The organism is Micromonospora eburnea (assembly GCF_900090225.1).
Lineage (GTDB): Bacteria > Actinomycetota > Actinomycetes > Mycobacteriales > Micromonosporaceae > Micromonospora > Micromonospora eburnea.
In genome coordinates this window covers 5,959,572-5,975,388 of the sequence record NZ_FMHY01000002.1, presented here as the reverse complement: position 1 = coordinate 5,975,388, position 15,817 = coordinate 5,959,572, and the positions used below count along the sequence as shown (strand labels likewise).

Sequence of the window (15,817 nt, the reverse complement as noted above, 5' to 3'; positions counted from 1 at the left end):
ATGCCGCTCGTCGCCGGGGTCGACTCGTCCACCCAGTCCTGCAAGGTGGTGGTCCGGGACGCGGAGACCGGCGCGCTGGTCCGGCAGGGCCGCGCGCCGCATCCCGAGGGCACCGAGGTCGACCCGTACGCCTGGTGGGACGCCCTGCTGGCCGCGATCGACGCGGCCGGCGGGTTGGCCGACGTCGCCGCCGTCGCGGTCGGCGGTCAGCAACACGGCATGGTCTGCCTGGACGAGGCGGGGCAGGTGGTCCGTCCCGCGCTGCTGTGGAACGACACCCGCTCCGCCGGGGCCGCCCAGGACCTGATCGCGGAGGCGGGTGGTGGCGAGGCCGGCCGGCGGTTCTGGGCCGAGGCGACGGGCAGCGTTCCGGTGGCCAGCTTCACCGCCACCAAGCTGCGCTGGCTGGCCCGGCACGAGCCGGCCAACGCCGACCGGGTGGCCGCCGTGTGCCTGCCGCACGACTGGCTCACCTGGCGGCTGGCCGGCGCCCCCGGGCTGGCCGCGCTGCGGACCGACCGGGGCGACGCCAGCGGCACCGGATACTGGTCCCCGCGCACCGGTGAATACCGTCTCGACCTGCTGGAACGTGCCTTCGGGCGGCGGCTCGTGGTGCCCACGGTGCTCGGCCCGGCGGAGTCGGCGGGGCTGCTGGATCCGGCGGCGCTCGCCGGTGCCGCGGCCGGGCGCGCGCTGCTCGGTCCGGGCACCGGGGACAACGCGGCCGCCGCGCTCGGCGTCGGCGCCGGTCCCGGCGACGTGGTCGTCTCGATCGGCACCTCCGGCACGGTCTTCGCGGTGGCCGACACCCCCGCCGCCGACGCCACCGGCGCGGTCGCCGGCTTCGCCGACGCCACCGGCCGGTACCTGCCGCTGGTCTGCACGCTGAACGCGGCCCGGGTGCTGGACGCCGCCGCGACCATGCTCGGGGTCGGCCACGACGAGCTGAGCGAGCTGGCCCTGGCCGGCCCGCCCGGCGCGGACGGGCTGGTCATGGTCCCCTACCTGGAGGGGGAGCGGACCCCGGACCGGCCCACCGCCACCGGCGCGCTGCACGGCCTCACGCTGGGCAACGCGACCCCGGCGCACCTGGCCCGGGCCGCCGTCGAGGGGATGCTCTGCGCGCTCGCCGACGGGCTCGACGCGCTGATCGCGCAGGGCGCCACCGCCCGCCGGATCATCCTGGTCGGTGGCGGGGCCCGGTCGGCGGCGGTGCGACGGATCGCCCCGCAGGTGTTCGGTCGGCCGGTGGTCGTGCCGCCGCCCGGGGAGTACGTCGCCGACGGCGCCGCGCGCCAGGCCGCCTGGGTCGCCCTGGGCGGCGCGACGCCACCGGCGTGGACCATCGGTGACACCGAGGAGTACGCCGCCGAGCCGGTATCCGCCGTCCGGGAACGCTACGCGCAGGCCCGGGACCTGTTCGTGGACCGCGCCGGCACCGCCGCGGGGTAAAGGGCTGTACGGCCGGGCGGGCGCTGGCGATGATCCAGGGATGCGTACCGCCCCGGCTGACAGCCACCTGCCCTCGGTCCTCCAGTACGACGACGCCGACACCCCCTGTGACGTGGTCGACGCGTTGTCCCTGGCGGACTTCGTCACCGGCCGGCATCCCTGGGCGCGGACGGTCCGGCTGTCCCGGCTCCGCCCCGACGCCACGCTGACCCCGCCCGAGGCGCGGGTCCTGCGTACCGCCGTCGAGCACCGGCAGCGCTACCGGCTGCTCGGCGGCGAGGGTTGGACCGCCCGGGTGGTCATCTGGAACGGGCGGGACGCCGAGGTGACTGTGACCGCGGTGGACGACCAGGTCGGGCAGGCGGCCCTGGACCGGATCACCGAAGGGGTCGCCGAGCCCGAGGACCCGGACACCGGCCGTATCGGGTTCTGGCACCACGACCCGCGCCGCGGCGCCCGGCGCGACCTCCGGTCGATCGTCGCTCCCGAGTGGACGACGATCCGGCACAACTACGCGACGACCGCCCGCACCGCCCTGGACGCGCTGATGGCCGCCACCCCGGAGGCGGTCTCGGGCCGGCTGGTGTTGCTGCACGGCGCGCCCGGCACGGGCAAGACCACCGCGCTGCGGGCGCTGGCCCGGCAGTGGCGGGAGTGGTGCCAGGTGGACGCCGTCCTGGACCCGGAGGTGCTGTTCGGCGACGCGGCCTATCTCTCGGACATCGCGGTGGGCGACGAGGACGAGGAGGGCGGCACCGGGCGCCGCTGGCGGCTGCTGATCCTGGAGGACTGCGACGAGCTGATCCGGGGCGAGGCCAAGCAGGCCGCCGGGCAGGCGTTGTCCCGGCTGCTCAACCTGACCGACGGGCTGCTCGGGCAGGGCCGGGACGTGCTGGTGGCGATCACCACGAACGAGGACCTGTCCCGGCTGCACCCGGCGGTCGTCCGGCCGGGTCGCTGCCTGGCCCGGATCGAGGTCGGTCCGCTGTCGTACGGCGAGGCGACCGAGTGGCTCGGCACCTCGGCGGGGATTCCGCCGCAGGGCGCCACCCTGGCGGAGCTGTACGCGCTGCGCGCCGGTGCGGTCCCGGCCGGCGCGGTGCCGGTCGAGATCGGCGGCTACCTCTGAGGGCGCCCGGTCGCGTCCTCAGGCCCGGTCTCGCCATCCCCGGCACCCGCCTCGGCGCGATGCTCCGGTGATAGGCGGCGAGTAGTCCGGCGATAGGCCGGTGCGTGACCCTCCAAGGACCTTGAAGACTGGGAGGGGCGTAGATGTCTGCCGGGAATCCGTTGGCCTCCGTGGCCCGCCGTCCACGCGGTACCGTGCTGGCGGCGGTGCTGGCCGTCGTGGGCGGCCTACTGACCGCGCCCGCGGCCGCCGCCACGCCGGCCGCCCCGAGCGCCCTCGGCGAGGAGGCGGCCCGCGCCGCCGCCGTCGCCACCCGTCAGCGGGTCGAGGCGACCGCCCTGCGGACCGAGAACATCCAGGTCTTCGCGAACCCCAACGGCACCTTCACCATGCGACAGTCCGTGGTGCCGGAGCGGGTGCGGCGCGGCGCGGACTGGGTGCCGGTGGACACCACGCTGTACGCCCGCGCGGACGGCACGGTGGCGCCGGCCGCGACCACGCTGGACATGGCGTTCTCCGGCGGCGGCAGCGGGCCGCTGGTCCGGCTGCGCCGCGACGGGGCGGAACTGGCGTTGGCGTGGCCGGGGCGGCTGCCGACGCCGGTCCTCGCCGGCAACACCGCCACCTACCGGGAGGTGCTGCCCGGGGTCGACCTGCTGCTGCGGGCGGAGGTCGAGAGCCTCTCCCAGTTGCTGGTCGTCAAGTCCGCCCAGGCGGCGACGAACCCGGCCCTGCACCGGCTGCGGTTCCCGGTGACCCGGTCCGGCCTGTCGCTGCGGACCGGTGCGGGCGGTGGCCTGGCGGCCGTCGACGCGGCGGGACGGGAGGTGTTCCGGGCCCCGGCGGCGTACATGTGGGACTCGTCGGGGGAGGCGACCGTCGCGGCGGCGGCGGGCCAGGCCCGCTCCAGCGCCGCCGAGGTGCCCGGCGGTCGGGTCCGGTCGATGGCCGTCTCGCTCACCGCCGACGCGTTCACCCTGGCGCCGGACCGCGCCCTGCTGACCGCCCCGGGCACCCACTACCCGGTCTACCTGGACCCGTCCTGGTCGGGCAACCGGACCAACTGGACCCAGGTGTGGAGCAACTACCCGAACACCTCCTTCTACAACGGTGCCAACCTCGGCACCTCGGAGAACGTGGCCCGGGTCGGCTACGACGCCACGGACGGCAAGCTCACCCGGTCGCTCTTCCAGATCGACACCTCCGGCGTACGGGGCAAGCACGTGCTGAAGGCGACGCTGCAGACGTACGAGACGTGGTCGCGCTCGTGCACGACCCGTGAGGTGCAGGCGTGGGAGGTCGGCTCGTTCGGGTCGTCGACCACCTGGAGCAAGCAGCCGAGCTGGATCGCCAAACTCGACGCGAAGAGCGTGGCCAAGGGGTACTCGTCGAGCTGCCCGGCCGGCGGCGTCGAGTTCAACGTCACGGCGCATGTGCAGAAGGCGGCCAACAACAACTGGACCAGCATCCACGAGGGCCTGCGAGCCTCGGCGACGGCGGAGTCCAACAAGGACACCCTGTCGTGGAAGAAGTTCCGGAACAACCCGACCTTCACCATCGAGTACAACACGGTGCCCGCCGCACCGACCAACCTGACCACCGACAACTCGACGCTCTGCACCACCGGCTCGGGCCGGCTGGTGCTGGGCACCGCGACCCCGACCCTGCGGGCCACGGTCAGCGACCCGGACAACTCGGTCAAGGCGCGCTTCGAGTGGTGGACCCAGAGTGGCACGGCACCGGTCGGTAGCTGGACGTCGGCGACGGTGGCCGGCAAGACCCCGACCGTGGTGGCCACGACGGTGCCCAGCGGCGCGTTCAGCAACGGCTCGATCGCCAAGTGGCGGGTACGGGCCGAGGACGGCACCGACACCAGCGCGTGGAGCGGCTTCTGCGAGTTCCAGGTCGACACCTCCCGTCCACCGATCCCCACCCTCACCTCGAACGGCTTCCCGGACAACGGCGAGTCGAACGCCGTCATGGGGACCGGGCTCAGGGTCACCCTCGGCCCCAACGGCGGCACCGACGTGTCGTACTACGAGTACGCGGTCAACGGTGACGTGACCGCGCTGACCAAGAAGGCGACTCCGTCCGGATCCACCTCGCCGGTCGACGTCACCGTCGTGCCCGACCGGTTCGTGAACTGGATGCACGCGCGGGCCGTGGACAAGGCGGGCAACCGGTCCGAGGTCGCCACCGTGATCTTCTACGCCGCCGAGCCCTCCGGACCGGTCGCCGACTGGCCGCTGGACTACACCGGTGACGGCACCGTCGCCGAGGACGTCTCGGGCGGCGCCCACCACGCCACCCTCGCCGGGGGCGCAGCCTGGACCGAGGGGGTCACCGGCGGCGCGCTGAACCTGGACGGCACCACCGGGTACGCCAGCACCGCCGACCTGGTCCCGAACGCCACGAAGTCGTTCTCGGTCAGCGCCTGGGTCCGGCTGGACCGGACCACGAAGAACGGCGCGGCGATGTCCCAGCCCGGCAACCGGGGCTCGGCGTTCCTTCTCTACTACTCCGCGACCTACCAGCGGTGGGAGTTCAAGCGGATGAGCGCGGACGCCGACTCGCCCGTCACCACCCAGGCGGTCTCGACCACGAAGCCGGTCGCGGGCGAGTGGTACCACCTGATCGGGGTGTACGACGCCCCCGCCCAGCAGTTGCGGCTCTACGTCAACGGGCTGCTGGAGGGCACGGCCAGCTACACCACGCCGTGGAGCAGCAGCGGCCCGGTGCAGCTGGGCCGGTCTAAGTGGAACGGCAACTTCACCGACTACTGGCCCGGGGATCTCGACGCCGAGCGGTTCTACGACCGGGTGCTGCTGCCGGGTGAGATCCAGCAGGTGCCGCGCCTGGTCGGGCGGTGGAAGCTGGACGAGACGTCCGGCACGACCGCCGCGGACTCGGTCGGCGGGCACCCGGCCACCTGGTCGACGACCGGCGTGACCCGGATCGCCGGGGTCAACGGGAACGCCGTCCAGCTCGCCGACGGGGTGCTGAGCACCACCGCCCCGGCGATCCGGACCGACGGCAGCTACACCGTGACCGCCTGGGTCCGCCCGGACGCGCTGACCAAGAACGGGATTGCGCTCAGCCAGGACGGCGGCAACGTCGGGGGCGTCAACCTCGGCTGGTCCTGGGACGCCATGGCCGGGGTCTACCGATGGTCGATCCGTACCCCGGTGGGTGATTCGGCCACTGCCGAGATCTGCGAGGCGGTGGACGAGTTCGGCATGCCGATCGTCGGCACCTGGACGTTCCTCGCCGGGGTGTACGACGCGCAGGCGCACGCGCTGCGGCTCTACGTCGACGGCCAGTTCGTCGCCGAGTCGTACTTCGCCGGCACCTGGCAGGCCGCCGGCGCGGTGCGGATCGGCCGGGGCCGGGCCGGCGTGACGTTCCAGCAGTACCTCACCGGTGCGGTGGACGACGCCCGCACGTACGCGGGACCGCTGAGCGACCAGGCGATCTGGGATCTGTACACGGCGCAGGCCGGGTGAGCCGGCCGGCCGCACGACACCGGAGGGAATCGGTGATGAGAACGATCGTGACGAGTCGTGCGCGCCGGCGACGGATGCGCCCGATCAGCCGACGGCTGGCGGCGGTGCTGGCCGGCACGGTGGCGTCCGCCCTGGCGGCCAGCGCACTGGCCGTGCCGGCGAAACCCGCCGTGGCGGCCCCGCTCAAATGGAAGCCCGACGTGGCGCGGGAACGGTCGGTGCCCGGCCGGGACTTCGTGTCCCCGTCGGCGCGGTCGGCCGGCGCGGTGCGGCGGTTCGTGCCCGCGGCGTCCTGGCCGGCCCCCGGCGTCGCCGAGGTGGCGCTGCCGGCGACCCTGGCCGGGCTGTCCGCCGCGGACCGTAAGGACGCCCTGGCCGGAGGCATGTCCGCGGCCGCCCGGATGGGTTCGGTCCCGGCGGGCGGCCTGCCGGTGCGGGTCGGCGCGGCCGGCACCGCCCGGCCGGACGGCCTGCGGGTGGAGGTGCTCGGCCAGGAGGTCGCACGCCGGGCCGACCTGCCCGGCCTGCTGCTCACGGTGGCCGCCACCGGCCCGTCCGGCGCGGCGGCCGCCAACGGGATCGGTGCGGCGGGGGCCGGCACGTCCGGCGTCTCCGTCGAGGTGGACTACTCCGGGTTCCGCGACGCGTACGGTGGCGACTGGGGGTCCCGGCTGCGCCTGGTGCGACTTCCGGCGTGCGTGCTGACCACCCCGGAGCGCCCGGACTGCCGCGCCGGCACACCGCTGCCGTCCCGTAACGACGTCCGTTCCGGGCGGCTGACCGCCGACGCCCCGGTGAGCGCCACGGCCACCGTGCTGGCGGCCACCGCCGCCCCGTCCGGTAGCGCCGGCGACTACAAGGCGAGCGCCCTGTCGGCGTCGTCGTCCTGGGAGGCGGGCGGCTCGGCCGGCGACTTCAGCTGGTCGTACCCGATGGAGGAGGTGCCCGCCTTCGGTGGCCCGGAGCCCGACCTCATGCTGGCGTACTCGTCGGGCAGCGTGGACGGGCGGACGGTGTCGACGAACAACCAGTCGTCGTGGGTCGGTGAGGGCTGGGACTTCAGCGAGGGCTTCATCGAGCGGCGGTACGGCTCGTGCTCCGACGACGTCTCGGTCACCCCGAAGCCGTACGACCTGTGCTGGGAGACCGACAACGCCTTCCTCTCGCTCGGCGGGCGCACCGTGGAGCTGGTGAAGGACGACGCCACCGGCGCGTGGCACCCGCGCAACGACGACGGGTCCCGGGTGGAGCGCCTGACCGGCGCCGCGAACGGGGACGACAACGGGGAATACTGGAAGATCACCTCCCGGGACGGCACCCAGTACTTCTACGGGCTGCACCGGCTGCCGAACTGGACCACCAACGCCGCGGTGACCGAGTCGGTGTGGACGGTGCCGGTGTTCGGCGACGACAGCGGCGAGCCGTGCCACGCGAGCACCTTCGCGTCGTCGTACTGCAACCAGGCGTGGCGGTGGAACCTGGACTACGTCGTGGACCCGAACGGCAACGCGATGTCGTACTGGTACACGAAGGAGTCGAACCACTACGGCCGTAACCTGACCGCGACGGCCGGCACGGCGTACGTCCGCGGCGGCTACCTGAGCCGGATCGACTACGGGCAGCGGTCGGACACCCTCTACTCGGCGACGGCCCCGATGCAGGTGGTCCTCGGCGTGGAGGAGCGGTGCGCCGACGGCGCGACCTGTGGCACCGGGACGATCAGCAAGGACACCGCGAAGAACTGGCCGGACGTGCCGTACGACCAGAACTGCGACGCGGGCGCGAGCTGCACCGACCGGTACGCCCCGACCTTCTGGACCCGCAAGCGGCTGGCGAGCGTGACCACCCGGGTGTCGGGCCGGGACGTGGACACCTGGACATTGGGCTACCAGTACCGGGCCCCGGGGGACGGCACGTCGCCGTCGCTCTGGCTGGCCTCCGTCACCCGCACGGGCAAGGTGGGCGGCAGCCTGGCGCTGCCGGCGGTGACCTTCGAGGGCGTGCAACTGGAGAACCGGGTCGACGCGCTGGAGGGCATCCCGCCGCTGTACAAGTGGCGGATGACCGACGTGTACGACGAGTCCGGCGGGCACGTGCGGGTCAACTACTCGGGCCAGGAGTGCACCCGGGCGGCCGTCCCGACCCCGGACACGAACACCAAACGCTGCTTTCCCCAGTACTGGGTGCCGGAGGGCGCGTTGCAGCCGCAACTCGACTGGTTCCACAAGTACGTCGCGGTCCAGGTCCTCGAGGACGACCAGTCCGGCGTGGCCGGGATCGAGCAGACCGACTACGAGTACCTCGGCGGCGGCGCCTGGCACCACGACGACAACGAACTGACCCCGGCGAAGTACCGCACCTGGGGCGAGTGGCGCGGCTTCGCGCGGGTCCGGGTGACCCACGGCGCGCCCGGCGGGGTGCGCTCCCAGCGCGAGACGCTCTACCTGCGCGGGATGGACGGGGACAAGCTCGCCAGCGGCACCCGCGGCGTCTCGGTGACCGATTCCGAGGGCGGGTCGGTCGCCGACCATCCGAGCCTGGCCGGCTTCGCCCGGGAAAGCATGACCTACGACGGGGTCGGCGGGACCGTGCTGGACGGCGAGATCAACGACCCCTGGATCTCGGCGGCCACCGCCACGCACGGCGCGACGAAGGCGTACCTCACCGGCATCGCCAAGAAGCGCAGCCGGCTCGCGCTGTCGACCGGCGGCTGGCGGCGCACCGAGGTGCGGACCACCTACGACTCCTTCGGGCTGCCGACCGAGGTGAACGACCTCGGCGACACCGCGACGAGCGCCGACGACGAGTGCAACCGCACCACGTACGCCCGGGACACCGCCAAGTGGATGATCGACTATGAGGTGCGGGTGGAGCGGGTCGGCGTGGCCTGCACGGTGACGCCGTCCCGCCCGGCGGATGTCCTCTCCGACACGCGCACCTTCTATGACGGCTCGACCACCTTCGGGACCGCGCCGACGAAGGGCGACGAGACGCTGACCCAGGAGCTGGTGTCGTACTCGAACGGCACGCCGGTCTACGTGCAGGCCAGCCGGGCGACGTACGACAGCTACGGGCGCACCCTGGACACCTTCGACGAGCTGAACCAGAAGACCAGCACGGTCTTCACCCCGACCACCGGCCCGGTCACCGCGACCACGGTCACCAACCCGCTCGGGCACGCCACCAACACCACTTTCGAGCCGGCGTGGGGCGTGGAGACCGCGACCGTGGATCCGAACGGGCGGCGTACCGACCTGACCTACGACCCGCTCGGCCGATCCACCGCTGTCTGGCTCCCCGACCGGTCCAAGGCGGGCGGTGCCACGCCCACCATGAAGTTCTCCTACCTCGTCCGGACCACCGCGCCGAACGTGGTCACCACCGAGACGATCCGCGACGACGAGACGTACGACCGGGAGTACGCGTTCTACGACGGCCAGTTGCGGGAACGCCAGACGCAGCAGCCCGCCGCGGGCGGCGGACGGATCGTCACCGACACCTTCTACGACTCCCGCGGCCTGGAGGTGAAGAGCAACGCGGCCTACTGGAACGACGGCACCGCGGGCACCACCCTGCTGACCGTCGACGACAACGCCGTGCCGGCCCAGACCCGGACCGTCTACGACGGCAACGAGCGGGAGACGGCGGAGATCTTCCTCTCCTTCGGCGCGGAGAAGTGGCGCACCACCACCAGCTACGGCGGCGACCGCGTCTCGGTCACGCCGCCGGCGGGCGGCACGGCCACCACGACGATCACCGATGCGGAGGGGCGCACGGCCGAGCTGCGCCAGCACTCCGGGGGCACGCCGAGCGGCGGTTACGACGCCACCCGCTACACGTACACCAGGGCTGGTGAGCTGGCCAGCGTGACCGACCCGGTGGGCAACGTCTGGCGGTACACGTACGACCTCCGGGGCCGGAAGGTGCGGGAGGAGGACCCGGACAAGGGCGCCACCACCTACACCTACGACGATGCCGACCAGATGCTGACCGCCACCGACGCGCGCGGCGCCATCCTGGCCTACACGTACGACGCGCTCGGCCGGAAGACCGCCATGTACGCCGGGTCGACCTCCGGCCCGAAGCTGGCGGATTGGACCTACGACACCCTGACCAACGGGATCGTGGTGAAGGGGCAGCCCGCCTCGTCCACCCGGTACGTCAACGGCAACGCGTACACCACGTCGGTCAACGGCTACGACTCCCGCTACCGTTCGTCGGGCACCACGGTCACCATCCCGGCGGCGGAGGGCAAGCTGGCCGGCAGCTACCGGGTGAACACCGGGTACACCCCGACCGGTAACCCGTTGTCCGTCTCGTACCCGGCGGCCGGCGGCCTCGCCCCCGAGACCCTGCGGTACGGCTACGACGCGTACGGCCGGCTCCAGACGGCGCAGACGGGCCTGTCCACGCTGCTCGTCTCGGCCACCTACAGCCCGTACGACGAGCCGTTGCAGTACACGATGCAGGCGGTGTCGGGCAAGCAGATCGCGCAGACGTTCTACTACGACGACGCGACCCGCAAGCTCAGCCGCGCGCTGGTGGACCGCAACGTGTCACCGCTGCACCTGGCCGACGTCAACTACTCCTACGACGGCGCCGGCAACGTCACCCGGATCGCCGACACCCCCTCCGGCGGCCCGGCCGACACCCAGTGCTTCCGGTACGACCACCTGCGCCGGCTCACCACCGCCTGGACGGCGACCGACAACTGCGCGGCCGCGCCCGGGGCGGGCGTGCTGGGCGGGCCCGCGCCGTACTGGCAGTCCTGGACCTACGACAAGACCGGCAACCGGCTCACCGAGACCAACTACGACACCACCACCGGCGCCGGGAACACCAGCACCTCCACCTATCCACCTGCCGGGTCGGCCCAGCCGCACACGCTCTCGACCGTGACGACCGGCGGCCAGGCGAACCGCTACCGCTACGACGCGACCGGCAACACCACCGAACGTACGATCGGCGGCGCCACCCAGAGCCTGGACTGGAACACCGAGGGAGACCTGGCCTCGGTCACCGAGGGAGGCAAGGCCACGGAGTTCCTGTACGACGCCGACGGGGACCGGTTGATCCGCCGCGAACCGGACGCCGTCACCCTCTACCTGGACAACACGGAACTGCGGCTCGCCAGGTCCACGGACGTGGTGACGGCGACCCGGTACTACGACGTCGGCTCGACCACCGCGGTGCGTACCACCACGGGTGGGCTCTCGTTCGAGGCGGAGGACCAGCACGGGACGGCGCAACTGGCCATCGATGCCGACGACCTGTCCCTGACCCAACGCCGCTACCTGCCCTTCGGCGAGTTGCGCGGCACAGCTCCGGCGAGCTGGCCGGACCAGAAGGGGTACGTGGGCGGCACGGTCGACGCCACCACCGGGCTGACCCATCTCGGTGCCCGCGAGTACGACCCGGACATCGGCCGGTTCATCTCGGTCGATCCGCTCATCGGCACCGAAGACCCGCAGCAGATGAACGGGTACGCGTACGCCGACAACACCCCGATCACGATGAGCGACCCGGACGGGCAGTGGCGGGTGCTGCCCGGCGGGCACTACTGCGACGGTTGCGGCGGCTACAACAACCCGCCGCCGAAGAAGAAGCCCGCGAAGAAGGCCAAGAAGAAGGCGAAGAAGAAGCCCTCTCCGGCGGCGCACCACTACTGCGACGGCTGCGACTACTCCAGGCGGGTCTCGTCGGCGCCGGCCGCGCGCCACTACTGCGACGGCTGTGACTACATGCGCAAGCAGGCGGAGGCCCGGCGCCTGGCCCGGGAGTACGCCGCCAAGCGGGCCCGGGAGGAGGCCGCCCGTAAGGCGCGGGAGGCGCTGGCGAGGAAGGCTCGCGAGGCCGCGGCCAAGGAGAAGCAGAAGCACCAGCGGTGCAAGCTGACCAGCTTCTGGAGCAGCGCCTGCCGCAAGGCGGCCGGCAACGCCATCGGCAAGGGGGCCAAGGCGGTCGGACACGGCGCCAAGGTGGCCGGAAAGTGGGCCTGGCAGAACCGCTCGAACATCCTGGCCGTGTGTTCGGTCGTCGCCACGGTGGTCTGCGGGATCGGGGCGGCGATCAGCAGCGGGTACGACGCGTACCGGGATTTCCGGAGCGGCAACTATCGATCCGGGGCGCTCAACCTGCTCTCCGGTGCCACCGGTGGGATCGGAGCCGCCTACGGTGGCGCCTCGAAGGTCCTGCTCCGCGGCTCGAACAAGGTCGCCGGGCTCCGGGTGCCGAAACTGCCGACCCGGCTCGGCGCCCGTGCCACCGGGGGCATGACCCGGGCCCGGGACCGGGCGAGCGCGGCCATGTACCGCGGCTACGTGAGCACGGGGTACAAGTCGAACGCCTGGGGCCTGGCCAGTATGGGCGCCGGCGCCGCCAACACCGCGTGGGGGTGGTAGTCGGCGATCCACAGAGGATGGCGGGACGGGCCGCCGGTGGTCGTTGGCCATCGGCGGCCCGCCTCGTTTCGGCGCGGGCGCAATTCGGGCTCGCGCGCTTCGGTGCACCGGCGGCAAGATGATCGGGTGGCTGAAGCGGGTGGCGGAGGCGACGTACCGGGGCTGGCGTTCAGCGTCCTGGGCCCGCTGGAGGTACGGGGACGATCGGGGCCCATCCTGCTGCCCGGCGCCCGCCAGCGCGTCGTCCTGGCCGCGCTGCTGCTGCGGCGCAACCGGGTGGTCTCGGTGGACGAGATGATCGACGGGCTCTGGCCGCAGTCGCCTCCGGCGACTGCCCGGGAACAGGTGCTGACGGTGGTGTCGTCGCTGCGCCGGCTGCTCGGCGACGCCGGCAGACCGGCCGCCGACCGGCTGGTGGTCACCCGCAGTCCGGGCTACCTGCTGCGGATCGAGGACGAGCAGCTCGATCTGGCGCGGGCCGAGCGGCTACTGCGTGACGCGGACCAGGACGGGCTGCCGGCGACGGTCAGGGCGGCCGCGTTGCGATCCGCGTTGGCGCTGTGGCGGGGGCCGGAGCTGACCGACGTGCCGGCGCCGTTCGCGGTCACCGAGGCGCACCGGCTGACCGAGCTGCGGTTGGCCACCATGGAGAAGCTGGTCGAGGTGGAGTTCGCGCTGCACCGGCACGTCGAGCTGATCCCAGAGCTGACCCGGCTGGTGGCCGAGCATCCGCTGCGCGAGCGGCTGCGCGGGCAACTGATGACCGCGCTGAACGCGGTCGGGCGTACCGCCGAGGCGTTGGAGGTGTATCGGGCCGGACGCCGACGCATGGCCGACGAGCTGGGCCTCGAGCCCGGCGCCGAACTGCGGCGGCTGGAGCGGGTCATCCTGGCCGGTGCCGAAGACCGCGCCGGCCGCGACCGGAGCCAGTCGCCGCCGGTGCCGGACGACCCGCCGGCGGGGACCGGCGCCGGCACCCACCCGCCGGCCGCGATCGCGCCCGCGCCGGCCGCGATTCCGGCCCAGCTGCCCGCGGACATCAGTGACTTCACCGGCCGGGCCGCGGAGGTGGACGAGCTGTGCGCCCGGTTGACCTCGTCCGGATCGGCGGGGCTGACCGCCGTCCCGGTGGTGATCCTGTCCGGCATCCCCGGGGTCGGCAAGAGCGCCCTGGCCACCCACGTGGGCCACCTGCTGCGGGCGCGGTTTCCGGACGGCCAGCTGTACGTCGGGCTGCGCGGGACGCACGACCGGCCACAGGAGCCGGCGGAGGTGTTGGGCCGGGTGCTCGTCGCCCTGGGTGTCCACCGTGCCGCGGTACCCGACGATGTCGAGGACCGGGTCCTGCTCTACCGCTCCGTCACCGCGGAGCGCCGGGTGCTGGTGGTGCTCGACGACGCGGCGAGCGCGGCGCAGGTGCGCCCCCTGGTGCCGGGTGGTTCCGGTTGCGCCGTGCTCGTCACCAGCCGCTCCGACCTGGGCGATGTGGAAGGCGGCCACCACCTGTACCTTGACGTGCTCCCCGACGAGGACGCGTTGGCGCTGCTGAGGGCGACGGCGGGTGCGGAGCGTGTGGCGGCCGAGCCGTCCGTCGCCGCGCGTCTCCTTGAGCTGTGCGGATGGTTGCCGCTGGCGGTCCGCATCGTCGGTGCGCGGCTGGCCACCCGGCCGCACTGGTCGCTGCGCCGGCTGGCTGACCGGTTGGCCGACCAGCACCGCCTGGACGAGCTGCACCACGGCGACCTTGAGATACGGGCCAGCCTGGAACTCAGCTTCCGCGGTCTCGATCCGCACGCCGACTCCGCCGCGCAGCTACTGTCGTTGCTGACCGCCCCGAGCTTTCCCGGCTGGGCCGCCGCGGCGGTGCTGCAGCGGCCCGTCGTGGTCGCCGAGGCGTTGCTCGACCAGTTGGTGCAACACCGCATCGTCGAGTACGCCGGCCGGGACGCCGCCGGCCAGGACCGGTATCGGTTCCACGACCTGGTCGGGTTGCTGCTGCGGGAACGGGCCGCGGCCCGGATCGACGAGGCGGCACGGCGTACGGCCGTGGTGGCGGGGCTCAACGCCTGGCTCGGTTACGCGTTGTTGGCCATGCGGGGGCTGCCCGACAAGCAGTTCCCCGGGCTGGAGCCGGCGCTGCGGGGCACCCCTCTGCTCGACCCGGCGGCGCGGTCCGCCGCGACGGCTGATCCTGTCGGCTGGTACGAGGCGGAGAGCGAATCACTGCTGGCCGGCGTACGCCAGGCGTACCAGCTGGGGCTGGATGAGCTGTGCGGGGCGCTGACGCACGTGCTCGGGCCGTTCCTGGAGATGCGCGGAGCGGTCGACGTCTGGCGGTCGATCAACTCGCTCGCCGAGGCGGCGGCCGAACGCGCCGGTGACCGGCGGATGATGGCATTGGCGATGTTGTACCGCAGCCGGGCCGACGAGTACCTGGCCGTCCCCGAGGTCGCCCGCTATGCGGAGCGGGCGGCGGAACTGTTCGAAACGCTCGACGACGACTGCGGCCAGGCGCACGCCCTCAACCGGTTGACCTACCTGCGGGGTTACCAGGGCCACCTGCCGCAGGCTCGGCAGGCGGCGGAGCGGGCCCTGGTGCTGGCCGAGCGGGTCGGCAGCCTGTGGTGCGCCGCCCGCGCCCGGCAGCACCTCGGGGCGATCGAACGCGAACACGGCCGGCTGCGGGAGGCGGAGGAGCAGTTGTGGCGCGCGCTTGACCTCTACACGGCCTGCGACAGTAGGAGCAGCCAGGCCGACGCCATGAACGGCCTCGCCCGCGTCTATCACGACCAGGGCCGGTTCACGGACGCGATCGAGCTGCTCACCACCACTCTGTCGATCTTCCGTGAGCTGCGTGACCCGTACGGTGAGGTGATAACGCTGTACCGATTCGCCGGGACCTACCTGGCGGCCGGGCGCGACGCGGAGGCCGTGGTGGCGGCCGAGCAGGTACTGGCCATCGCCGAGGCGATCAGTTATTCGACGGCCGCCGCCGAGGCGCTGAGCGTACTGGCTGCCGCGCGTCGCCGGGCGGGCCGGCTGGCGGCGGCGGCGGACCTGCTGACCGCGGCGATCAGCGTCGGCCGCAACGAGGGGGAACGGTGGCTGGGCAGGGCACTGCTGACGCTCGGTGACATTCGGGAGGAACAGGGTGACCATGACGGCGCGCTGACCGCCTGGCGGGAAGCCGCCGACCTGCTCCACGGAGTCGCCCACCCCAGCGCCCGGGACGCCGACTCGCGGCTGGCCGCCGGGCTCCCGCTGCCGCCGCCGGCTCGGCGCGCGACGGCGCCCGAGGAGCAACGCGACCAGATGGCGTAGCGTGGCTCGCT

General features: G+C 73.1%; 5 protein-coding genes. All 5 read left to right on the top strand.

The window, feature by feature from the left end:
• The 5 genes from xylB to GA0070604_RS25875 all read left to right on the top strand — a co-directional run bounded on the left by xylB (position 1) and on the right by GA0070604_RS25875 (position 15,806).
• Entirely contained in the window at positions 1 to 1,452 is a 1,452-nt protein-coding gene (gene xylB / locus GA0070604_RS25895) for a xylulokinase (RefSeq protein ID WP_091124005.1), read from the top strand.
• Between the two features lie 40 nt (positions 1,453 to 1,492).
• Positions 1,493 to 2,581: a DUF5925 domain-containing protein gene (locus tag GA0070604_RS25890; protein ID WP_091124000.1), complete on the top strand. Its 1,089-nt coding sequence runs from the start codon at positions 1,493 to 1,495 to the stop codon at positions 2,579 to 2,581.
• A gap of 143 nt (positions 2,582 to 2,724) precedes the next feature.
• Positions 2,725 to 6,084, top strand: coding sequence for a LamG-like jellyroll fold domain-containing protein (locus GA0070604_RS25885; protein ID WP_141721398.1), 3,360 nt, complete (start codon positions 2,725 to 2,727; stop codon positions 6,082 to 6,084).
• Between the two features lie 35 nt (positions 6,085 to 6,119).
• Complete coding sequence (locus GA0070604_RS25880) at positions 6,120 to 12,485, top strand: RHS repeat-associated core domain-containing protein (RefSeq protein ID WP_141721397.1); 6,366 nt, start codon at positions 6,120 to 6,122, stop codon at positions 12,483 to 12,485.
• A gap of 126 nt (positions 12,486 to 12,611) precedes the next feature.
• The gene (locus GA0070604_RS25875) at positions 12,612 to 15,806 is read left to right on the top strand and encodes an AfsR/SARP family transcriptional regulator (protein WP_141721396.1); all 3,195 of its coding nucleotides are present in this window, start codon (positions 12,612 to 12,614) and stop codon (positions 15,804 to 15,806) included.
• The last annotated feature ends 11 nt before the right edge of the window (positions 15,807 to 15,817 follow it).

Bases quoted from the DNA above. Each gene is read 5' to 3' on its own strand.
- xylB (WP_091124005.1), top strand. From the start codon at position 1: ATGCCGCTCGTCGCCGGGGTCGACTCGTCCACCCAGTCCTGCAAGGTG.
- GA0070604_RS25890 (WP_091124000.1), top strand. From the start codon at position 1,493: ATGCGTACCGCCCCGGCTGACAGCCACCTGCCCTCGGTCCTCCAGTAC.
- GA0070604_RS25885 (WP_141721398.1), top strand. From the start codon at position 2,725: ATGTCTGCCGGGAATCCGTTGGCCTCCGTGGCCCGCCGTCCACGCGGT.
- GA0070604_RS25880 (WP_141721397.1), top strand. From the start codon at position 6,120: ATGAGAACGATCGTGACGAGTCGTGCGCGCCGGCGACGGATGCGCCCG.